General features: G+C 46.2%; 23 protein-coding genes. 12 read left to right on the forward strand and 11 right to left on the reverse strand.

The window, feature by feature from the left end; translation table 11 throughout:
- The first annotated feature begins 5 nt into the window (after positions 1 to 5).
- The 12 genes from rsfS to K6G33_RS11785 all read left to right on the forward strand — a co-directional run bounded on the left by rsfS (position 6) and on the right by K6G33_RS11785 (position 8,378).
- Positions 6 to 365, forward strand: coding sequence for a ribosome silencing factor (rsfS, locus tag K6G33_RS11730; protein ID WP_296779713.1), 360 nt, complete (start codon positions 6 to 8; stop codon positions 363 to 365).
- Between the two features lie 3 nt (positions 366 to 368).
- Entirely contained in the window at positions 369 to 716 is a 348-nt protein-coding gene (locus K6G33_RS11735) for a hypothetical protein (RefSeq protein ID WP_296779675.1), read from the forward strand.
- Positions 717 to 734: 18 nt separating this feature from the next.
- Positions 735 to 3,167 (forward strand): leucine--tRNA ligase, encoded by a 2,433-nt coding sequence (leuS, locus tag K6G33_RS11740; RefSeq protein WP_296779677.1) that lies wholly within the window; start codon positions 735 to 737, stop codon positions 3,165 to 3,167.
- Positions 3,168 to 3,358: 191 nt separating this feature from the next.
- Positions 3,359 to 3,532 carry a 30S ribosomal protein S21 gene (rpsU, locus tag K6G33_RS11745; protein WP_009984057.1) on the forward strand — a complete coding sequence of 58 codons (174 nt, stop codon included), beginning with the start codon at positions 3,359 to 3,361 and terminating at the stop codon, positions 3,530 to 3,532.
- A gap of 78 nt (positions 3,533 to 3,610) precedes the next feature.
- Positions 3,611 to 4,138: a YqeG family HAD IIIA-type phosphatase gene (locus tag K6G33_RS11750; protein WP_296779679.1), complete on the forward strand. Its 528-nt coding sequence runs from the start codon at positions 3,611 to 3,613 to the stop codon at positions 4,136 to 4,138.
- A 2-nt stretch (positions 4,139 to 4,140) separates the two neighbouring features.
- Complete coding sequence (aroQ, locus tag K6G33_RS11755) at positions 4,141 to 4,572, forward strand: type II 3-dehydroquinate dehydratase (protein ID WP_296779681.1); 432 nt, start codon at positions 4,141 to 4,143, stop codon at positions 4,570 to 4,572.
- Between the two features lie 10 nt (positions 4,573 to 4,582).
- Complete coding sequence (locus K6G33_RS11760; RefSeq protein WP_296779683.1) at positions 4,583 to 5,647, forward strand: Xaa-Pro peptidase family protein; 1,065 nt, start codon at positions 4,583 to 4,585, stop codon at positions 5,645 to 5,647.
- A gap of 84 nt (positions 5,648 to 5,731) precedes the next feature.
- The gene (gene efp / locus K6G33_RS11765) at positions 5,732 to 6,289 is read left to right on the forward strand and encodes an elongation factor P (protein WP_072952370.1); all 558 of its coding nucleotides are present in this window, start codon (positions 5,732 to 5,734) and stop codon (positions 6,287 to 6,289) included.
- 45 nt (positions 6,290 to 6,334) lie between these two features.
- Positions 6,335 to 6,829, forward strand: coding sequence for a CD1247 N-terminal domain-containing protein (locus K6G33_RS11770; RefSeq protein ID WP_296779684.1), 495 nt, complete (start codon positions 6,335 to 6,337; stop codon positions 6,827 to 6,829).
- Between the two features lie 133 nt (positions 6,830 to 6,962).
- A complete protein-coding gene (locus tag K6G33_RS11775) occupies positions 6,963 to 7,451 on the forward strand; it encodes a sigma-70 family RNA polymerase sigma factor (protein ID WP_296779687.1) in 489 nt (162 codons plus the stop codon).
- Complete coding sequence (locus K6G33_RS11780; RefSeq protein WP_296779689.1) at positions 7,448 to 8,092, forward strand: anti-sigma factor; 645 nt, start codon at positions 7,448 to 7,450, stop codon at positions 8,090 to 8,092. The genes K6G33_RS11775 and K6G33_RS11780 overlap by 4 nt, the downstream gene beginning before the upstream one ends.
- Position 8,093: 1 nt before the next feature.
- Positions 8,094 to 8,378, forward strand: coding sequence for a hypothetical protein (locus tag K6G33_RS11785; protein ID WP_296779691.1), 285 nt, complete (start codon positions 8,094 to 8,096; stop codon positions 8,376 to 8,378).
- Between the two features lie 48 nt (positions 8,379 to 8,426).
- Here K6G33_RS11785 and K6G33_RS11790 read toward each other — a convergent pair whose 3' ends face one another.
- The 11 genes from K6G33_RS11790 to K6G33_RS11840 form a co-directional block, all read right to left on the reverse strand.
- Entirely contained in the window at positions 8,427 to 8,810 is a 384-nt protein-coding gene (locus K6G33_RS11790; protein ID WP_296779693.1) for a VOC family protein, read from the reverse strand.
- Between the two features lie 4 nt (positions 8,811 to 8,814).
- Positions 8,815 to 9,384 carry an ANTAR domain-containing response regulator gene (locus tag K6G33_RS11795; protein WP_296779695.1) on the reverse strand — a complete coding sequence of 190 codons (570 nt, stop codon included), beginning with the start codon at positions 9,382 to 9,384 and terminating at the stop codon, positions 8,815 to 8,817.
- 8 nt (positions 9,385 to 9,392) lie between these two features.
- A complete protein-coding gene (locus K6G33_RS11800; protein WP_296779697.1) occupies positions 9,393 to 10,688 on the reverse strand; it encodes a glutamine synthetase family protein in 1,296 nt (431 codons plus the stop codon).
- Between the two features lie 176 nt (positions 10,689 to 10,864).
- Positions 10,865 to 11,290 (reverse strand): SMI1/KNR4 family protein, encoded by a 426-nt coding sequence (locus tag K6G33_RS11805; protein ID WP_296779698.1) that lies wholly within the window; start codon positions 11,288 to 11,290, stop codon positions 10,865 to 10,867.
- Between the two features lies 1 nt (position 11,291).
- Positions 11,292 to 12,386 carry a redox-regulated ATPase YchF gene (gene ychF, locus K6G33_RS11810; protein WP_296779700.1) on the reverse strand — a complete coding sequence of 365 codons (1,095 nt, stop codon included), beginning with the start codon at positions 12,384 to 12,386 and terminating at the stop codon, positions 11,292 to 11,294.
- An 82-nt stretch (positions 12,387 to 12,468) separates the two neighbouring features.
- Entirely contained in the window at positions 12,469 to 15,207 is a 2,739-nt protein-coding gene (locus K6G33_RS11815) for a GGDEF domain-containing phosphodiesterase (protein WP_296779701.1), read from the reverse strand.
- A 188-nt stretch (positions 15,208 to 15,395) separates the two neighbouring features.
- Positions 15,396 to 16,475, reverse strand: a complete 1,080-nt coding sequence (gene rpoD / locus K6G33_RS11820; RefSeq protein ID WP_296779702.1) for an RNA polymerase sigma factor RpoD — start codon at positions 16,473 to 16,475, stop codon at positions 15,396 to 15,398.
- A gap of 16 nt (positions 16,476 to 16,491) precedes the next feature.
- Entirely contained in the window at positions 16,492 to 18,228 is a 1,737-nt protein-coding gene (gene dnaG / locus K6G33_RS11825; protein ID WP_296779704.1) for a DNA primase, read from the reverse strand.
- 8 nt (positions 18,229 to 18,236) lie between these two features.
- Positions 18,237 to 19,232 (reverse strand): deoxyguanosinetriphosphate triphosphohydrolase, encoded by a 996-nt coding sequence (locus K6G33_RS11830; protein ID WP_296779706.1) that lies wholly within the window; start codon positions 19,230 to 19,232, stop codon positions 18,237 to 18,239.
- A gap of 91 nt (positions 19,233 to 19,323) precedes the next feature.
- Positions 19,324 to 19,965, reverse strand: coding sequence for a YigZ family protein (locus K6G33_RS11835; protein WP_296779709.1), 642 nt, complete (start codon positions 19,963 to 19,965; stop codon positions 19,324 to 19,326).
- A gap of 51 nt (positions 19,966 to 20,016) precedes the next feature.
- On the reverse strand, positions 20,017 to 20,095 hold a 79-nt coding region (locus tag K6G33_RS11840; protein ID WP_296692503.1), incomplete at its 5' end, for a 50S ribosomal protein L31.

The raw sequence follows: 20,095 nt of genomic DNA on the forward strand, positions 1-20,095 counted from the left end.
AACAGATGACCGAACAGGAAAAACTCGAACTAATCATCAAGACACTCGACAGCAAAAGAGGTGAGGACATTCAGGCGATAAAAATCGCTGACCTTACAATACTTGCCGATTACTTTGCCATAGTGAACGGTACAAGCAACACTCATGCAAGAACACTTGCGGACGAAGTGGAATTTGTTCTGTCGCAGAAGGGCATCGAGCCCCTCCGCCGTGAGGCAGATACGGGAAATACCTGGATAATCCTCGATTACGGCGATATCATCGTTCATGTATTCTATAAGGATACAAGAAATTTCTACAAGCTGGAAGGATTATGGGCTGACGGCGAACAGATGGACATAAGCAGCCTTATAACCAAGGAGTAATAAATGCGTACCAATAATGAAAAAGGGCGTATGCTTTGCATCATAATGGGAGCTTACCTTGTTGTGAAGGCAGTTGTCAATATGATAATAGGCGGAGGTCTGAGCATATCCGACCTTATCATCGCTCTTGCACTTGCCTGTGCAATGTTCACGGGAATAAAATATGTAAATTATATCGCTGCGGCAGTCCTTGTGACGATCGCTGTGATACATCTTCCTGCAAATATATCCAATATCAGCTCAAACTGGATATACCTCATAGAGGGTATCCTTGATATCGGCTGTGCGGCGGTACTCTGTTTGCAGACAGACGTAAAGGAACACTTTACAAATACTTTAAACATTAATTGATAAAGGAATGATATTAAAATGAGCAGATATGATTTCACATCTGTTGAAGCCAAATGGCAGAAATACTGGGAAGAGCACGAGACCTTCAAGACTGATGTCTGGGATTTCAGTAAGCCTAAGTTCTATGCATTGGATATGTTTCCGTATCCTTCTGGAGTAGGTCTTCACGCAGGTCATCCCGAGGGCTATACAGCTACCGACATCGTTTCACGTATGAAGCGTATGCAGGGCTACAATGTACTTCACCCGATGGGTTACGACTCCTTCGGACTTCCTGCCGAGCAGTATGCCGTAAATACAGGAAATCACCCAAATGGCTTTACTCAGGAAAATATCAAGACCTTTTCAAAGCAGCTCAGAGAGCTGGGATTCGATTATGACTGGTCAAAGATGATAGCTACTTCAGACCCTGAGTTCTACAAGTGGACACAGTGGATCTTTAAGCAGCTCTATCTTGACGGATATGCAAAATATATAGATATGCCTGTAAACTGGTGTGAAGAGCTGGGAACAGTTCTCTCCAACGATGAGGTTATCGACGGCAAGTCAGAGCGCGGCGGCTTCCCTGTAGTTCGCAAGAACATGAAGCAGTGGGTCATCGACCAGCCTGCATTTGCCGAGAAGCTCCTCGAAGGACTTGACGAGATCGACTGGCCAGAGTCCACAAAGGCTATGCAGCGCAACTGGATAGGCAAGTCCACAGGTGTCGAGGTTGAATTCGATATAGTCGGCGGCGGAAAGTTCTCCATATTCACGACTTGTATCGAGACTATCTACGGTATCACTTTCATGGTACTTGCTCCCGACGGAGCTATCACAGAGAGCCTTCTTGACCGTGTTCAGAACAGGGAAGAGGTCGAGGCTTACATAGCTGAGACAAAGAAGAAGAACGACATGGATCGTACAGAGCTCAACAAGACAAAGTCCGGCTGCGAGCTCAAGGGCGTTACTTGTATCAACCCTGTAAACGGCAAGGAAGTCCGTATGTTCATCGGCGATTTCGTACTCGCAAGCTACGGTACAGGTGCAGTTATGGCGGTTCCAAGCCATGACCAGCGTGACTTTGAGTACGCTGTAGCTCATAATATCGACATGATACAGGTCATCGACGGCAAGGACGGTCACATCGACGTTTCCGAAGCTGCTATGGAGAAGGGCGAGTACCTCGGCAAGGGCTACAAGCTCATCAATTCCGAGGAATTCACAGGCCTTACCGTTGAGGAAGCAAAGGAAGCTATCACTCAGAAGCTTGAAGGCATGGGCAGAGCTAAGCGCACTGTAAATTATCACTTCCGTGAGTGGATATTTGCACGTCAGCGTTACTGGGGCGAGCCTGTACCTGTTGTTCACGGTGAGGACGGAGAGATACACGTTCTTGATGATTCAGAGCTCCCGCTCGTTCTTCCCGAGCTTGATGACTACAAGGGCAAGAATGGAAAGGCTCCTCTCGAAAACGCAACAGAGTGGAAAAAGTACGACAATAACGGCATTAAGGGAACTCGTGAGACTTCCACAATGCCCGGAAGTGCCGGTTCAAGCTGGTACTACTTCAGATATATTGATCCGCACAACGATAAGGAATTCGCTAATCAGGAGCTCCTCAAGCACTGGATGCCTGTTGACCTCTACATCGGCGGTCCTGAACACGCTGTAGGTCACCTTATGTACTCACGTATCTGGAACAGATACCTCTACGATAAGGGTCTTGCACCTACAAAGGAACCATTCAAGAAGCTGGTTCATCAGGGCATGATCCTCGGCGAGAACGGCATCAAGATGGGTAAGCGTTTCCCTGAGTTCGTTGTAAATCCTTCGGATATCGTAAGAGACTACGGTGCAGATACGCTCCGCCTTTACGAGATGTTCATGGGACCTCTCGAGGTAAGCAAACCGTGGAGCAAGAGCGGTGTTGAAGGTGCTAAGAGATTCGTTCAGAGAGTATGGAACTTCTTCACAGAAGCTGAAAACCTCACAGACAACAACGACGGCGCACTCACAAAGGTCTACCACCAGACAGTCAAGAAGGTCACAGACGACTTCGAGAAGCTTGCTTTCAATACAGCTATCAGCCAGATGATGATATTCGTAAACGCAGTATACAAGAACGGCAAGTGCCCGAGAGAGTATGCTGAAGGTCTCATAAAGATGCTGTCGTGTATCACTCCTCACATGGGCGAGGAGATATGGAGCATCATGGGACATGATGATACTATCGCTTATGAGAGTTGGCCTGTATACGATGAGAAACTCTGCAAGGAGGATACTATCGAGATAGTTGTTCAGGTCAACGGAAAGCTCAAGGCTAAACTGAATATTGAAGTTGACGCTGACAAGGATTCTGTAATGGAAATGGCAATGTCTGACGATAAGGTCAAGGAGTCCATTGATGGAAAAACAATAGTCAAGCAGATATATGTACCAAATAAACTTGTTAATATTGTTGCAAAATAACGAATTTTTTGAACGCTAAAAAAATGCTTGACAAGCGTTAACAGTTGTGGTAAAATATTAATATATTCTTTATAATATTTAATGTATATCTGCTATGTATTGGGGTATATGCTGACTAACACCTTTAGGGTGGTTAGGATAGATTCGCGGAGCTTGCTCTGCGTAACCTCTGAACAAGGGAGGGAAATTTAGTGGCAGAAGTTCGTGTTGGCAAAAACGAGTCTTTAGACACAGCTCTTAAGAGATTTAAGAGATCATGTGCAAAGGACGGCGTAATTGCTGAGGTTCGTAAGAGAGAGCACTACGAAAAGCCTTCAGTTAAGCGTAAGAAGAAGTCTGAGGCAGCTCGTAAGCGTAAGTATTGATCTTGCGAAAATGATTAATGTTGATAAAAGCGGGCTGCGGCTCGCTTTTTCATTTGTTGAACGGAGTTGACAAATATCTTGGGTTTGATACATAAGATCACAAAAACCGATGTTGACCATGCGTTCAGGAAGGCAGTGGATATCACGCCCGAATTTCTGAAAAAACATGGTATAAAAGGACTTATCCTTGATGTTGACAATACACTGACAACTCATGACAATCCTGCGCCTGCTGACGGTATTGCCGAATGGCTCGGCAATATGAAGGCAAACGGCATAAAGCTTATCATAGTTTCCAATAATCATGCCGACCGCGTAAAAAAGTTTGCAGATCCGCTCGGACTCGATTTCGTAAGTGACAGCGGTAAGCCGCTGAAAAGGGGATATATTGCAGCAATGCAGAAAATGGGGCTTTCTCCCAAAGAGACCGCCGCAGTGGGCGACCAGCTCTTTACAGATGTATGGGGAGCCAATATCGCAAAGATAATGATGCTTTATGTTCAGCCGATAGAGCTCGAACCAAAGAGCAAACGCTTCATACGCTTCAAGAGAGTTCTCGAAAAGCCCTTTCTCCCAAAGAAATTTGTTGACGTTACAAAGGAGTAATTATGATTAAGAAAATACTTGTTATACATGGTCCTAACCTTAATCTTCTCGGCGAGCGCGAGCCGGGAGTTTACGGTAATTCAAGCATTGACACGCTTAACAGCAATATAATCGACCGCGCTAAGGAACAGGGTCTGGAATGTGAGATCTTCCAGTCCAATCATGAAGGCGCTATCATTGACAAGCTCCACGCTGCAAGAACAACATTTGACGGCGTTATAATCAATGCAGGAGCTTATACACACTACAGTTACGCTATACGTGATGCTATAGCTGCAATAAAGATACCTGTTATCGAAGTGCATATCAGCAATGTTTTTGCGCGTGACGAGTTCCGCTCCAATTCCGTTATCGCTCCCGTATGCAAGGGCAGCATAAGCGGATTCGGCTTCGTAAGCTATTATCTTGCAGTTCAGGCTCTTGCAGAGCTTTGAGAGGTGCGCAATGACAAGATTTAAAAAACTTTTTGAGCATTTTGACGCAGCTGACTGTGCGCTCATAACCTCGGATATAAACCGCAGGTACTTCACAGGTATGAAGTCGTCTGCGGGAGTGATAGTCGCTTTTCGCGAAAAGGCGTATCTGCTCATTGATTTCCGCTATATTGAAAAGGCAAGAGCTACAGTAAAAGATGCGGAAGTTATCGAGATGAAAAAGCTCTATCCCCAGATAAACGAGCTTTTCAGCAGACACGGTGCAAAGACTGTTGCCATTGAGTCCGAGACGATGACCGTCAAGGAGCTCAATGCATATGAGCATTTTTTCAAGGACATAACATTTGTAACAAATGATGCACTCAGCAATGCTATATCCGACCTGAGAATGGTCAAGGACGCAGAGGAGATAGAGTGCATAAAGAAGGCTCAGAGGATAGCTGAAAAGGCGCTTGACGAGCTTATGGGCTTTATAAAGGTGGGTGTTACAGAGCGCGAGATCGCTCTTGAACTCAACAGGCTCATGTTCGCATATGGTGCAGAGGACCTTTCCTTCGATACCATTGTCCTTTCGGGAGCCAATACGTCTATGCCGCACGGAGTTCCTTCCGATAAGAAGGTGGAAAACGGCGAGTTCGTACTCATGGATTTCGGCGCAGTCTATAACGGCTATCACAGCGACATGACGAGGACAATATGTGTCGGAGAACCTACAGACGAGATGCGTAAGGTGTACGATATAGTCCTTACAGCTCAGAACAGGGCTATCGAAGCTGCTAAGGCAGGAGTGCTCGGCTGCGAGCTCGATAAGATATCCCGTGATATCATCGAGCAGAACGGCTATGGAAGCTGTTTCGGTCACTCTCTCGGTCATGGTGTTGGCATGGAGATACACGAAAAGCCGAATGCTTCGCCTAATTATAAGCTTCCTCTCAGTGTGGGAGCTGTTGTAACGGTCGAGCCGGGAATATATATCGCAGGAAAATTCGGAGTCCGTATTGAGGATTTTGTCATTTTGACTGAAAACGGCTGTGAAAACTTGACAAAAACAGCAAAAAATCTCATATCTTTATAATAATTCGCATAAGGTATTGCAAAAAATACGAAAATGTGATAAAATAAAGTATCGTATAATTTGAAAATCACGGAGGTATATTAAATGATTTCAGCAGGAGATTTCAGAAACGGCGTTACCTTTGAACTTGACGGACAGGTTGTTCAGGTCATTGAATTCCAGCACGTTAAGCCTGGTAAGGGCGCTGCTTTTGTAAGAACTAAATACAAGAACGTAATCACAGGTTCAGTTGTTGAAACTTCATTCAACCCAACTGCAAAGTTCCCAACAGCATTTGTTGAGAGAAAGGATATGCAGTACAGCTACAACGACGGTGAGCTTTACTACTTCATGGACCTTGAGACATATGAGCAGGTTCCGATCAGCGCATCTACACTTGGCGACAACTTCAAGTTCGTTAAGGAAGAGATGATCTGTAAGATCCTTTCATACAAGGGCAACGTATTCGGCGTTGAGCCGCCTAACTTTGTAGAGCTCAAGGTTACACAGACTGACCCCGGCTTCAAGGGCGATACAGCTACAAACGCTACAAAGCCTGCTACACTTGAGACAGGTGCAGAGATCAAGGTTCCGCTCTTCATCGACGAAGGCGAGATCATTCAGGTTGATACAAGAACGGGCGAGTATATGTCAAGAGCATAAGCTTTTGCCGTTTTACAGTACATTATTTGAGAGGAGGAGCTTATTATGAAGCTTACCGAGAAAATGTCATATTTAAAGGGTCTTATCGACGGTCTTGAGATCGACACTTCCACTAAGGAGGGAAAGGCTCTTATCCAGATGTCCGATGTAATGTCTGAGCTTGTTCTTTACGTTGAAGACCTTCAGTCACAGATCAACGAGCTTACAGAGCTTTGCGATATTCTTGATGAAGATCTCGGTGCAGTCGAGGACGATTTCTATGAGGACTACGACTGTGACGAGTGCGACGGCGATTGCGATGAGTGCGACGACGATGATGACGATTGGGACGATGATGACGACTTCGATTTTGATGAAGACGATGATGAGCTTTATGAGATCACTTGTCCAAGCTGCGGAGATACGATCCTTCTTGACGAGGGCATGATCGAGGAAGGTTCTATTAATTGTCCTAATTGTGATGAGCTTCTTGAATTCGATTACGATGACCTTACTATCGAGGATTTCGAGAATAAGGACGAAGCTCCCGAAAATAAATAATTGATAGAATAACATTCAGAAAGCTGCGAACAGAGTGATCTTTTCGCAGCTTTTTTATTTTCTGAAAAAAATTTTTGAAATTCTGTAACGAAAGTTATGTAGCATAGTCTTATAGTTGAAGGCGGTGAGAATCATGGATCAGATCGAGGAGCTTTACAAAAACTATTTCCACGATGTATTCTTATATATACGGTCGCTGTCGGCTGACGAGCAGCTTGCCGAGGACATAACTCAGGAGACTTTTTTCAAGGCAATGAAGTCAGTGGACAGCTTCCGCGGAGACTGTGATATAAGGGTATGGCTGTGCCAGATAGCGAAGAATCTGTTGTTCACACACAGCAAAAAGAGAAAGCGGCTAACAAATGAAGAGATCCCCGAAACTGTTCCCGACACTTCCGCACCTATCGAGGATATGATAGCAGACACTCAGCAGTCAATGGAGATACACAAAGTGCTCCACACTCTGACGGAGCCGTATAAGGAAGTTTTCACACTGAGAGTGTTTGGTGAGCTGAGTTTCCGCCAGATAGGTGATATATTCGGTAAGACAGAGAGTTGGGCGCGTGTGACCTTCCACCGTGCAAAGCTGAAAATAATAGACGAACTGGAGGTACAGAAATGAGCAAAAAATGTAATATGATAAAAGACCTGCTGCCGCTGTATGCCGATGATGTTTGCAGCGACGAGAGCAGGAGAGAAGTCGAGGAGCATATCAGGCAGTGCCCTGAATGTAAAGGTGAGCTTGAAAAGCTTCGCAAAAACGTCACTGTAAGCCCTCAGAAGGACGCAGATGTACTTAAACGTATAAAAAGAAGGCTTCGCATAGAGAAGCTTGTGGTGGGGGTTATAGCGCTTGTGACGGTGCTTGTAATAGTGGCAGGCAGCGTAATGCTGCTGACGGATAAGCTTGTAAGCGTTGATTATGAGGAGATCGTACATCATGATCCGATCTCTGTAGAGGTCGATGACAACGGAGATGCATGGCTCTTGTTTGATCCGGCAGATGCTGATATAATATCCACAGGTGTAGCTGATGAAAACGCCAATGTTTTCGGCGAAGATGATTTTGACAAGGAGAAAAAGAGCAGTTATCTTGTATTTTTTATGAAGCGAAAGATAACGGACTTCGGACACGTAAACTACTGCAACAACAAAAAGGCGAGGTATCTGCTTTTCAATTCAGAGGAGCACCCTGAATTCAAGAATGTATTCTACTGGGACGTAAACGATAAAGAAAAACACATTATATGGGAGCGTGGATAAAATGACTGAGAGAAAATTCAATATACCACTTATAATCATATCTATATTAGCACTTGCACTGGGATTATTCGGCTTTTCAGCTGAGAGCATACTGCTTGGAGTAATTACAATAATATTTTCGGTTAAGATACGCGAGAAGTACCTTATCAAGATACCGATAGCTATAAGCATCATAGCGATATTAGGTTCGGGACTTTTTCTCAGTTTCCTTATCTGGCAGGAAGTAAAGGGCATCGGCTCAACGAACTACTGGCTCATGCGCCTTATCTTCGGCAAGATGAGATAAAAAATAGCCCCTCGGTATAAGCTTGGTGCTTATACCGAGGGTTTAATTTTATACAGTAAGTTCTATCTGATTTCCTTCAATTGCCACGATGCAGCTCTCGTAATAGCCGTCACCCGTCGTGCGCGGACCGCTGAGGACTTTGTACCCGTCAGCCCTGAGCCGAGCAGTAAGCTCGTCCACTTTTTCCTTGCTGCCGAGACTGAACGCGACGTGGATAAAGCCTGTCCTTGCAATATTATTCGAGAAGCTTTCCAGCTCGGGACGAGTCATTATTTCAAGTCTTGCACCGTCGTCAAAGCTGAGAAAAAAAGATCGGAAATCGGTAGTTTTATTATGGTAGCCGCTGTTTGAAGCAGCTCCAAGGTACTTCATGAAGAAGTCTCTTGCAGCTTCAAGGTCGTGGACGTACATTGCGATATGTTCGATCTTCATAATATTATTCGTACTGGGCAAGGATGCGAACAGCCACTTCAAGACGTGTCTGGCGGTTGTTCATTGCCTGTTTTTCGATATATTTGTGAGCTTGGGGTTCGGTGAATTTAAGATATTTCATGAGAGTAGTCTTAGCGCGATTTATAGTACGCATCTCCTCGATGCGGCTCATGATGTCAGAGCTTTCTCGTTTTACACCTGCCATACGTACTCTTGAAGCGAGTACAAGTCTTATAGTGCGCTGGAGCTCCTCCCTCGTAACGGGTCTTGCGAGGACATTGATACCGCTGTCTGAGACCCTGTCAGCGATATCGTCGGCAATATCGCCGCCGCAGATAAGAATTATACCTGCGGGAGTAGTCTCAGCGATCATTTCCGCAAGCTCCTGACCGAATTCATCGGGCAGTGGAGTATTTATTATGACCACTTCGGGTTCAGTGTCATTTTTCACGAGTCTTCTTGCTTCGCTGCAGCTTGAAGCGACAGCGGTTATTCCGCAGCCCTCAATGCGCAGCAGTTGCTCCGAAAGCTCGGAGACATCGCAGTTTGCAGAGACTATGATCGCTCTTTCCATTGATTACCTCACACGAATTTGAAATATGATTCTTCCTCGAATTTATCCTTGTCGCCTGCTTTTGAATAGTCTGCGATCTGGTCGTCGAGCTGCTCAAAGACGTTATTGCGTATCTCATCGGAAAGAGAATTTTTAACGAAATCACTTTCCTTAGCGATAGCAGCAGCTTCTTCGAGTGTAGACGGCAGAGGCTGAAGTACAGAGCTGTCAGAACCGCTGTGCATAGCGCTTTCAAACAGTGAACAATCCTTTGCCTGTATACCTTCTATACCTGCGGCGAGGATAAGCTTGAATACTATATACGGGTTGCAGCAGGCATCTGCGGAGCGTATTTCAATACGCGGAGAGATACCAACAGGTTTCGGAACTCTTATGAGCTGAGCGCAGTTTTCAGATGACCAGTTCACGTATTTAGGAGCGTAACCGATACCGAAGCGCTTATAGGAATTGGTAGTGCAGTTGAGGAAAGCGGTTATCTCGCGCATTTTGCTGAGAACGCCTGATATAAAGCATTTTCCCTCAGAGGACATACCGCTGTCATCGGTGTTGAAGATATAGTCTCCGCCTTTTTTAAGGCTTATAGAAATGCTGAGAGCGCTTCCGTGCTCGTGTGGGAGCGGCTTCGGCATAAATGAAGCGAAAAGACCGTTCTGCGCAGCAATGGACTTAACAACTGTCTTGTAGTGTACCATGTTATCAGCAGCAGTAATAGGCTCACTTTCGCGGAACTCTATCTCGTTCTGGGCGGGACCGTGCTTATGACAAGAGCTCTTTGGATTCATTCCCATTTCTTCGAGGGAAAGGCATATCTCACGTCTTGCGTTCTCACATTTATCAAGAGGAGCAACGTCGAGGTAGCCTCCCTTATCGTGGGGGATCTTAGTAGGCTCACCGCGCTCGTCAAGTTCAAAGAGGTAGAATTCGCATTTTGTACCCATTTCGCAGGAATATCCGTCAAGGCGGAGCTTATTGATATAGTTTGTGAGCTCGCTGCGCATATCGCCTACGTAGTCGCTTCCGTCCATATTTTTAAGAGCGCAGAAGAAACGGACAACACGTCCCGACTTAGGTCTCCACGGGAGAACGGAAAGAGTGGAGATATCGGGCACAAGGAGCAGATCCGAGCAGCCCTCGGCGATACATGAAGCGTCAAAGGGTATGCCGTATTCAAATGCTCTCGGCAGCTCGTTGGGCATTATAGCCACATTTTTGAGATTGCCGAACATATCGCAGAAAGTAAGTCTTATAAATTTAACGTCATTCTCTTCAACGAATTTCAGTATCTCTTTAGGAGAAAAGCTCATTGAAAGACCTCCAATTTTTTAGCCTTTAGCCCTTAGCTGTTAGCTATTAGAACTAAGAGCTAAGAACTATGTAGGGGCTGCCTTTGGCAGTCCGCAAGTTACCTGATGTAGGGAACGCCGTCCTCGGCGTTACGTTAGTATGGGCGGATATTATCCGCCGTTGAAAAAATTATTATTCAGTTTTCCACAATATCAATAATATAATCCAATACCTCGTAGAAGTCTGAAAACATAAGACATTCTTCGCTTATATTATCATAATCTTCATACTCATAGAAGATAAAGGACTCATATCTTGCGTCAAAGCATAAATGTTTTGAATTATAGAAGCCGAAGATAAGCAATTCCTCAGGAACATTCCCGTCTGAATAGTCATAGTTTATCCTGAACTCGTCATCTACATTAACGCTGTACAATTGGCAGTCTCCACCGAATAACTCAGCACCATTTGATAATTTCAGAAAGTCTTTATAAGACTCGGGGATAATTACATTGGCAGTTTTTTCAAAAGTCTCTATCTGAGAAGCAGTCGCCGGAGAAGAAAATTCGGACTGCATCCAGTTGTCTTGTATAGCTTTTATGCGTTCAATACGTTCTTCCATATCACACATTAAAGCGGAACAGAACTATATCTCCGTCCTGCATAACGTATTCCTTGCCCTCAAGGCGTACAAGTCCCTTTTCCTTTGCGGCAGCCATGCTTCCGCAGGCCATAAGGTCGTCGTAGGAGATGACCTCAGCACGGATAAAGCCCTTCTCGAAGTCGGTGTGTATCTTACCTGCCGCCTGAGGAGCCTTAGTGCCCTTAGTGATAGTCCATGCGCGGACTTCCTGCTTGCCTGCGGTAAGGTAGGAAATAAGACCGAGGAGGGAATAGCCTTCCTTGATGATACGGTTAAGACCTGATACCTCAAGACCCAGTTCGCTGAGGAACATAGCCTTGTCCTCGTCTCCCATGTCGGATATTTCAGCCTCTATCTGTGCGCAGATAGGGAGAACAGCGGAGTGCTCCTCAGCTGCGAGAGCGCATACTGCCTTATAGTTTTCATTTGTTTCGATATTGTTTGTGAAGTCCTCCTCGCTGAGGTTAGCTGCGTATATGACGGGCTTTGCAGAGAGGAGAGGAGTTGACTTGATGATCTCTTTTTCATCGTCAGTGAAGTCGAAAGCTCTTGCGGACTTGCCGTTTTCGAGGTGAGCCTTCAGTCTTTCAAGGAACTCAGCCTCTGCAAGGTACTTCTTATCGCCCTTAGCAGCCTTTTTAGCGCGGTCGATACGTCTTTCTACCATTTCGATATCTGAGAAAATGAGTTCAAGATTGATAGTTTCGATATCGCGGAGAGGATTTATGCTTCCGTCAACATGGATAATATTAGGGTCTTCAAAGCATCTTACAACGTGAACGATAGCGTCAACTTCGCGGATATCAGCGAGGAACTTGTTGCCGAGGCCCTCGCCCTTTGAAGCCCCCTTAACGAGACCTGCGATGTCAACGAATTCGAGAGTAGCAGGAGTGAACTTATCAGGCTCGTACATTTCAGCCAGCTTGTCCAGTCTCTCATCGGGAACGGAAACGATGCCGACGTTCTTTTCGATAGTACAGAACGGATAGTTTGCAGATTCTGCACCTGCGTTAGTGAGTGCGTTGAAGAGAGTGCTTTTGCCTACATTAGGCAGACCAACCATACCAAGTTTCATATTTTATTCTTACCTTTCGTATCATATATATCCCCGCCGATAAAGGCGGGGAAGGATTATCATTTAAAGCCGCATGAGCGGGTCAGTTGCTTGCGTAAGTCATACGCTTATTGTTTACAAGTGAGCTTACATTGGAGTTCTGTATCTGGATATCGCCGCTGCTTGTGCCGATATCCTTAGGATTGCCGGCGTTTACGACCATTGATACCTGAGAATCAATGATAGTGACGTTGCCGTTGCCGAGGGCATCGCCGATGCCTGTTACCTCATCACCTTCGGAGTCGATAGTGATCTCGGCATTTTTTATCTTAGTATTCATGCTTCCCTTGATAGCACCGATACAGGAGTGCTTTCCTGAACGCATTTTCATATTGATAGTACCCTGTTTTATGTAGATACTTCCTTCGCCGTCTTCGAGAACGCCAATACCTACAGCCTGAGCGCCTGTGCAGGACATATTTATATCAGCGGACGAGCTTATAGTTGCAATGCCCTTGCAGCTTCCGATACCTGTGACCTTGATGCCTGAGATATTGATATCCAGCGAGCAGTCTTCGCCGATGTCTATATTTGCGTCGCCGTTGAAGCTTCCGAGCGCAAGTCCGTTATGGGAGTACATATACAGCTTTATGTTGCCCGAGCGGAGAATGATATCGGAATCATCATCGTTAAAGCCGCCGCCGATACACAGGGATTCCACGCTGTTGGAGACTATTTCAAGGTTGCCCGAGAGGTCGATAGTGATATCTCCGTAACCGTGGTCATAGTCGTTGCCTATGCCGATACCTTCGGAAGCATAGCAGTCTATGGAAAGATTTCCCTTGCCGTTGAGCTCGAACTGAGAGCCCATTGGCACATAGATGCCTGAGTAGCTGAGCTTGTTGTTTTTGACAACGTTGAGCACAAGACGAGCGTACTCACCCACTGAGATAGTGGGCTTGCTGTTGCCGCTGATGATATTGACATTTTTCAGTGTCAGCTCGCAGCTGTGGTTGTCCATGATGGATATATTCATCTTCACAGGCTTGTCGGGATCACCGACTATAGTGAGCTGGCTCTGATAAACGTGGATATCGGTATATTTTTCAAGTGCGAGCTTTAGGATATCAATTTCTGTATCGTTATTAGCGGTATATATCTTCTTTACGCCGTCAGGACGTGTTTCAAGATTGGTTTTGATAATCTCGTCCTTGATATCATTGGAAATACTGTTGAGGAACAGTGGCTTGGGCTTTGAAGTATAATAGCCCTGAACGAGGTCAACGCCAAGACGGATAACAGTTTTGAGCTCCTGAATAGTTTCAACGCCCTCAGCCAGTGATTTGAGCTGATTTTCGTGGCAGAACTCGATAACAGATGTAACGAGCTGCTGTTTTTTGAGGTCGTTGTGGATATCGCTTATGAGTGAGCGGTCTATCTTGATATAATCAGGGGAATAATTCAACAGGTTCGAGGTGTTGGAATAGCCCGTGCCGTAGTCGTCGATAGCCAGCATAGCGTGAGCGAAACCGCAGCGCTTTTTCAGCGTTTCGATGCCCTTTGCGGTAGCAGCTGATTCCTCGACGATCTCGATAACGGTCTTTTCGAGCAGTTCACCGTATGTGAGGTACAGTTCGTTGAAGTCTTCGTCGCTGAGCAGATGATTCGGGAGACAGTTGATAAACAGCTTGCGTTTCTCGAATATCTGCTGATTGTCGCTGAGGAGCTTCATTGTATTGAAGAAGGTGAGCTTTTCGATAGCATAGAGGTTATTCTGAGCGTCACCGATCTTCAGGATCTGCTTTGGAGTCATTTTTATGTCTCCCGTAGTGCGCATAAGAGCCTCGTAAGCGACGATCTCACCTGTCTGGGTTTCGACGATAGGCTGGAGATAATAAGTCAGGAGATTTTCCTGAACGATACGTGAAAAGGTCTGTGCATTTCGGTAAGAGTCCTTTTCGCGGACGTAGTTTTCCTCCGAGAACCAGTTGATAACGGCTCTCTTATCCGATCTTACCTCAAAGAGAGCGAACTCAGAATAATTCACCAGCATATTGAAGTCCGAGGCTTCCTCGGGATAGGAAGCGCAGCCTATAGAAAGGCTGATGCGGCTCTTGTCGGAAATATCAATGATCTCGCCGAAGTCATCGGTGAGGACACAGTTCTGTACAGCCTCGTCCATGCTGTTGAGAATATTGTATATGTTCATCTTGTCGCAGTCGCGGAAGAAGACGCATATCTCATAATTGGACTTTGAACCTATTATGAGGGTATCGCTGGAAAAGCTTTTGAGAGCTTCTGCAACAGAGGTGATACAGCTGTTGGTATTGTCAACTGTGAGGTATGAGCCCAGCTTGTCGATGCCGTTGATATAGATAGTTGCAAGGCAAGCCTGCTGAACATCGGGAAGTATCTTTTTGATCTTCTGAGAGAATGAAGGGTAAGACGGGAGCCTTGTAACAGGGTCGTACTCGACGAAAGCCTGACGGTCGTTGAAGTCGGATATCTGACGGGTGAAGTCCTGAACAAAGCCGAGCCATTCATCGCTGCTCTCATAGATGTTCATTTTTATGAAGCGTGAAACGCTTCCGTCGGAAAATTTATAGATGTGCTTCTGCCCCTCCACGGGATTTTTGGAGATCTTTTCGAGGAGGTTAAAGAACTCAAATTCATTTATTCTTTCACTCGGGCTGCCGAGCAGATGACAGGCAACCTGATCGAGGTATGCAGCCTTTTCCTTTGCAATGTAGGTGAACGAACCTATATTGCCTACAAACTGCTGAAAGACCTGCCAGTCATGGCTTAGCGCGGGAGGATTCTGACTAAAATCAAATATACTCATGATCGCTCCGTTTACAGCATAGATAGCGCAAAAAAAGCCTTGCGCATCGTGTGTGTACCTGCATTTGAACGGTCAGCAGGCGACCGTGATAACGTACATTTTATACATATTAATTATACTACATTCGTGCTGAAAAGTCAATAAAAAAGCCGCCTTTTATGGCGGCATGGGAAATAACTGTATCAGTATCAGTCAAGGAAATCCTTGACCTTTTTGCTTCTGCTCGGGTGACGGAGTTTTCTGAGAGCTTTTGCCTCGATCTGGCGGATACGCTCACGGGTAACGTCAAAACGCTGACCTACTTCTTCGAGGGTACGTGACTTTCCGTCTTCAAGACCGAAACGGAGCTTGAGTACCTTTGCTTCACGGTCTGTAAGGGTGGAGAGAACCTCGTTGAGCTGTTCCTTCAGGAGTGTATGTGAAGCTGCTTCGGCAGGAGCAGGAGCGTCGTCATCGGGAATGAAGTCACCGAGGTGGCTGTCTTCCTCCTCACCGATAGGAGTTTCGAGGGAAACAGGGTCCTGAGCGACACGCATGATCTCACGAACCTTGTCAACAGGCATACTGAGCTTGTCTGCAATCTCCTCAGGGCTTGGGTCGTGGCCGTTTTCATGGAGAAGCTGGCTGGAGACTTTCTTTACCTTTGTTATTGTTTCTACCATATGAACAGGGATACGGATAGTTCTTGCCTGGTCGGCGATAGCACGGGTAATAGCCTGACGGATCCACCATGTAGCGTATGTGGAGAACTTGAATCCCTTAGTGTAATCAAACTTTTCAACAGCCTTGATAAGACCGAGGTTGCCTTCCTGGATAAGGTCGAGGAACTGCATACCTCTGCCGACGTACTTCTTTGCGATAGATACGACAAGTCGGAGGTTAGCTTCGGAGAGACGCTTCTTAGCGTAAGGATCTCCCTTAGCCATTCTCTGTGCGAGCTCGATCTCTTCCTCTGTAGTAAGGAGCGGCACTCTTCCGATCTCCTTGAGGTAGATCTTAACAGGGTCGTCAATGGCGATACCCTCGGTAGAGAGAGCCATTTCGAGATCGTCTGTCATATTTGAGTCGAGACCGATTCTGAGGTCTGCATCGAGGTTCATATCCTCAACGATCTCGATATTGAGATTTTCGCAGTTGTCATAGAAGGTATTGATCTGATCGACATCGAAATCAAGCTCCTCCAGAGCATCGGTTATCTCCTTGGTAGTGAGCTTGCCGTTGGCTTTGCCCTGTTCGATCAGAGCTTCAATGGTGTTTTTCTTTTCCATAATTTTAATAATCCTCCTATTTATTCTTTGAACGGAAGAGCTCCAGCAGCTCGTCGTTGCTGAGTTCTCCGTTTGAAGCAGGTCTGTTGTTCTTCAGCACCTCTGCGCAGTCTGCCACAACATCGCGTGTTACGGCAATATCGCGGTTTCTGGCAGCCATTCCGCTTATTCTTCCCACTTCATCGGTGGAAAATTCATCTGAAAGCTGAGAAATAGAGAATTTATCGGAATTCCTTAGTCTTTCGAGCAGTGCCGTGTATACTTTTTTGTGGAAAGCGGTAACAAAGCACTCAGGCGGAGCGAGCTTCTCAACGTCCTCGAACTCCTGAGGGCGCATGAGCAGGTAGCTGATGATGGTTTCCTCGGCACGAGCCTCCTTTTTATTGGAAACAGCGTCGGGGTTTATGTCGTCGCGTATGTAAGTAGTTTTAGCCTTGATGCTGCGCCATTCGTTATTTTTGGCGCTGCGGCTGTTCTTGCGGAGCAGGCTGTCAATGTGAGTTTTGAGCACCTGCACGGGTATGTCACACTTCTTAGACGTGCGGGAGATGTAAACCTCTCGCTCCAATGGAGATTCTATTCCTGCGAGCACCTTTGATGTGCGTTTTAGCAGCTCCACACGGCCGATATCCGTAGAAAGGTCAAGACCTTCCTCACATTTGTCGAGCATGAAGTCGTTTGCGTCGTTTGAGCCGTCGAGCAGCATACGAAAGCGGTCGCGTCCGAATTTTTTTATGAATTCATCAGGGTCTTTGGCACCTTCCATATGTATTATTTTGGTGCGAAGGCCAACGTCGGCGAAGTGATTGATAGCTTTTTGTGTAGCCTTCTGACCTGCGCCGTCGCTGTCATAGGCTACGATGACCTCCTCGGCATAATGGCTTATTAGCCGCGCCTGATCGGGAGTTATGGCAGTTCCGAGAGTGGCGATCACGTTGTCGAAGCCTGCCTGATTTACGGCGATAACGTCCATATATCCCTCGCAGAGAATAAGCCTCTTGGCATTTGAATTCTTTGCGAAGTTCATGGAGAACAGATTCGAGCCTTTGTCAAATACGGGAGTTTTTCCCGTATTGAGGTATTTTGGTTGAGAGTCGTCAAGAACTCTTCCTCCGAAGCCGATAATATTTCCGCGGAGATCGACGATAGGGAACATAACTCTTTTGCGGAACATATCGAATGTACGTCCGTTTTTATGTCCTGCCAGCCACGCATCGGTCATCTCGTCGTCTGAATAGCCCTTTGAGCGCAGCAGATCGGTGAGCTGATTCCATGAATCGGAAGCATAGCCGAGTCCGTATTTTTTTATGGTCTGCGGAGAGAGTTTACGGTCTGCAAAGTATTTCAGACCGGTTTTGTCGTTACCTTTGATAAGGTTGGTATAGTAGAAATTGGCGGCAATACGGTTCATCTCATAGATACGGGTCTTGCGTTTTGCGTAGCCCTCGTCCTTGCTGCCGAAAGACGGAACTTCCATTCCCGAGCGCTGAGCAAGGAGCTTAACGGCTTCGGGGAAAGTAAGGTTCTCGATCTTCATTACGAAGGTTATAACATCTCCGCCTGCGCCGCATCCGAAACAGTAGAAGTTCTGAGTATCGGTAAAAATGGTGCAGGAGGGAGTTCTTTCGGAATGGAAAGGACATGAGCAAACGTAATTGCGTCCGCGCCTTGTGAGATTCACATAGCCGCCCATGACTGTTTCGATTGGATTTGCGTTTCGCAATGCGTAGAGAAATTCATCGTTCTGAGGCATACAATCACTCACTTCCAGAATTTCGGTACGAATAGGTCGGTATACAGGTCAACGGCGTATTCGTCGCTCATGCCTGAGATATAATCGCATACTGCGCGGTCGGGGTCTGACTGCTTCATGATGCTGCGGTACTCATCAGGCAGCCTGCTGCTGTTCTCAATGAAGTAGGAATAGAGCTTTTTTACGAGAAGCTCAGCCTTTGATTCCTCCTGTTTTGCGGCAGGATTGGTGTATACCTTGTCAAACATGAACTGCTTCAGATCATCGTGAGCTTTGCGAATATCAGGAGCAAAGTCGATATCCACCGCACCGTGCTCTATGACCGAGGCGATGAGGGTGGTGATTCTCTGAGTTTTGGTCTTGCCGAGAACTCTTGTACAATCATTTGGCAGATCGCGCGGACTTAATATTCCTGCGCGGATAGAGTCCTCGATATCGTGATTTATGTAAGCGATAGTGTCAGCAAGGCGGACGATATTGCCCTCTCTTGTATCAGCTGTCATGTTTGTGTGACAAAGAATGCCGTTTCGCACGGCATGGGTAAGATTGAGTCCTGCGCCCTTTTTTTCAAGAACTTCCACGACGCGGACACTTTGTTCATAGTGTTTGAAGCCGTGGGGACATATCTCATTGAGCGTTTTTTCGCCGCAGTGACCAAAAGGAGAGTGACCAAGATCGTGACCGAGAGCGATTGCTTCGGTAAGGTCTTCGTTAAGTCGCATACCTCTTGATATAGTACGTGCTATCTGCGCGACTTCAAGGGTATGGGTCAGGCGTGTCCTGTAGTGGTCGCCGACGGGGGAAAGGAATACCTGTGTTTTACGTTTAAGTCTGCGGAAGGAGTTGCAGTGGAGTATGCGGTCGCGGTCGCGCTGGAACTCGGTGCGGTAAGGGCACTTGTCCTCGTAGCGTTCACGTTTAGTGCCGACATCATCGACACTGGTGCAGGCGTACTTGCTGAGTATGCCTACCTCACTTATTTCGATTTGTTCGCGTACTGTCATATTATCTCCCCCTTGCAAAATGATATTTTCAAAACATAGCGTAAAAATCCTTACATATACTTATACTAAAACGATACAAAAAACCCTTTTTTTATTCGGAAATTTTTTTGACCGAGGAAAAATCTTCATAAAGTTCGCCGCAGTCGGTGATATCGACAGCTCCGTTGGTGACTTCGACAAGTTCCTTGCGGAGTGCGTCGAGCCTTTCGGAGAGGACGAGTATCTCAAGGGTAACATTGCTGCCAAAGTCCGAATTTACAGTGATAGTCTCATGATTGGGCAGGAGATAGGATATCTTGCCGTACATACCGTAGTCAGCGGTTATTTTCAGGCGATGACACATACACATATTCATTATATGTGCAGCGTCGCAGGCGAGGGAAGCTGCATGGGAGTAAGCCCTTACAAGTCCGCCGCCGCCGAGGAGTATGCCGCCGAAATATCGCGTCACGACGACGCATACATCGGTAAGTCCGCGCTTTTTCAGAACATCGAGCACCGGGACACCTGCTGTGCCCTGAGGCTCTCCGTCGTCGGAATATCGGGAAATATTATCTTCACGGAGTATATAAGCGTAAACATTATGCTTAGCCTTGCGGTGTTCGGCTTTGATAGAATTTATAAAAGCGACCGCTTCGTCGTTGGTTTTGACGGGAGCGATATAACCGATGAATTCGGAGCGCTTTTCTATGAAAGAAGCCTTTGAATTGGCAGAAATAGTAAAATAGTTCATAATAAATTAACCTTATTGACGAAAAGCCCCGTCAATGACGGGGCTTGTGACTTACTTGTCCATATTGAAACGCTTCTTGAATCTGTCAACGCGTCCGCCTGTATCAACAAGCTTCTGCTTACCAGTATAG

Origin of the sequence: Ruminococcus sp., assembly GCF_024691275.1 — a bacterium.
Classification (GTDB): Bacteria; Bacillota; Clostridia; order Oscillospirales; family Ruminococcaceae; genus Ruminococcus.

Coding starts and splice junctions, on each gene's coding strand:
- rsfS (WP_296779713.1), top strand. CDS start 6: ATGACCGAACAGGAAAAACTCGAACTAATCATCAAGACACTCGACAGC.
- K6G33_RS11735 (WP_296779675.1), top strand. CDS start 369: ATGCGTACCAATAATGAAAAAGGGCGTATGCTTTGCATCATAATGGGA.
- leuS (WP_296779677.1), top strand. CDS start 735: ATGAGCAGATATGATTTCACATCTGTTGAAGCCAAATGGCAGAAATAC.
- aroQ (WP_296779681.1), top strand. CDS start 4,141: ATGATTAAGAAAATACTTGTTATACATGGTCCTAACCTTAATCTTCTC.
- K6G33_RS11760 (WP_296779683.1), top strand. CDS start 4,583: ATGACAAGATTTAAAAAACTTTTTGAGCATTTTGACGCAGCTGACTGT.
- efp (WP_072952370.1), top strand. CDS start 5,732: ATGATTTCAGCAGGAGATTTCAGAAACGGCGTTACCTTTGAACTTGAC.
- K6G33_RS11770 (WP_296779684.1), top strand. CDS start 6,335: ATGAAGCTTACCGAGAAAATGTCATATTTAAAGGGTCTTATCGACGGT.
- K6G33_RS11775 (WP_296779687.1), top strand. CDS start 6,963: ATGGATCAGATCGAGGAGCTTTACAAAAACTATTTCCACGATGTATTC.
- K6G33_RS11780 (WP_296779689.1), top strand. CDS start 7,448: ATGAGCAAAAAATGTAATATGATAAAAGACCTGCTGCCGCTGTATGCC.
- K6G33_RS11785 (WP_296779691.1), top strand. CDS start 8,094: ATGACTGAGAGAAAATTCAATATACCACTTATAATCATATCTATATTA.
- K6G33_RS11790 (WP_296779693.1), bottom strand. CDS start 8,810: ATGAAGATCGAACATATCGCAATGTACGTCCACGACCTTGAAGCTGCA.
- K6G33_RS11795 (WP_296779695.1), bottom strand. CDS start 9,384: ATGGAAAGAGCGATCATAGTCTCTGCAAACTGCGATGTCTCCGAGCTT.
- K6G33_RS11800 (WP_296779697.1), bottom strand. CDS start 10,688: ATGAGCTTTTCTCCTAAAGAGATACTGAAATTCGTTGAAGAGAATGAC.
- K6G33_RS11805 (WP_296779698.1), bottom strand. CDS start 11,290: ATGGAAGAACGTATTGAACGCATAAAAGCTATACAAGACAACTGGATG.
- ychF (WP_296779700.1), bottom strand. CDS start 12,386: ATGAAACTTGGTATGGTTGGTCTGCCTAATGTAGGCAAAAGCACTCTC.
- K6G33_RS11815 (WP_296779701.1), bottom strand. CDS start 15,207: ATGAGTATATTTGATTTTAGTCAGAATCCTCCCGCGCTAAGCCATGAC.
- rpoD (WP_296779702.1), bottom strand. CDS start 16,475: ATGGAAAAGAAAAACACCATTGAAGCTCTGATCGAACAGGGCAAAGCC.
- dnaG (WP_296779704.1), bottom strand. CDS start 18,228: ATGCCTCAGAACGATGAATTTCTCTACGCATTGCGAAACGCAAATCCA.
- K6G33_RS11830 (WP_296779706.1), bottom strand. CDS start 19,232: ATGACAGTACGCGAACAAATCGAAATAAGTGAGGTAGGCATACTCAGC.
- K6G33_RS11835 (WP_296779709.1), bottom strand. CDS start 19,965: ATGAACTATTTTACTATTTCTGCCAATTCAAAGGCTTCTTTCATAGAA.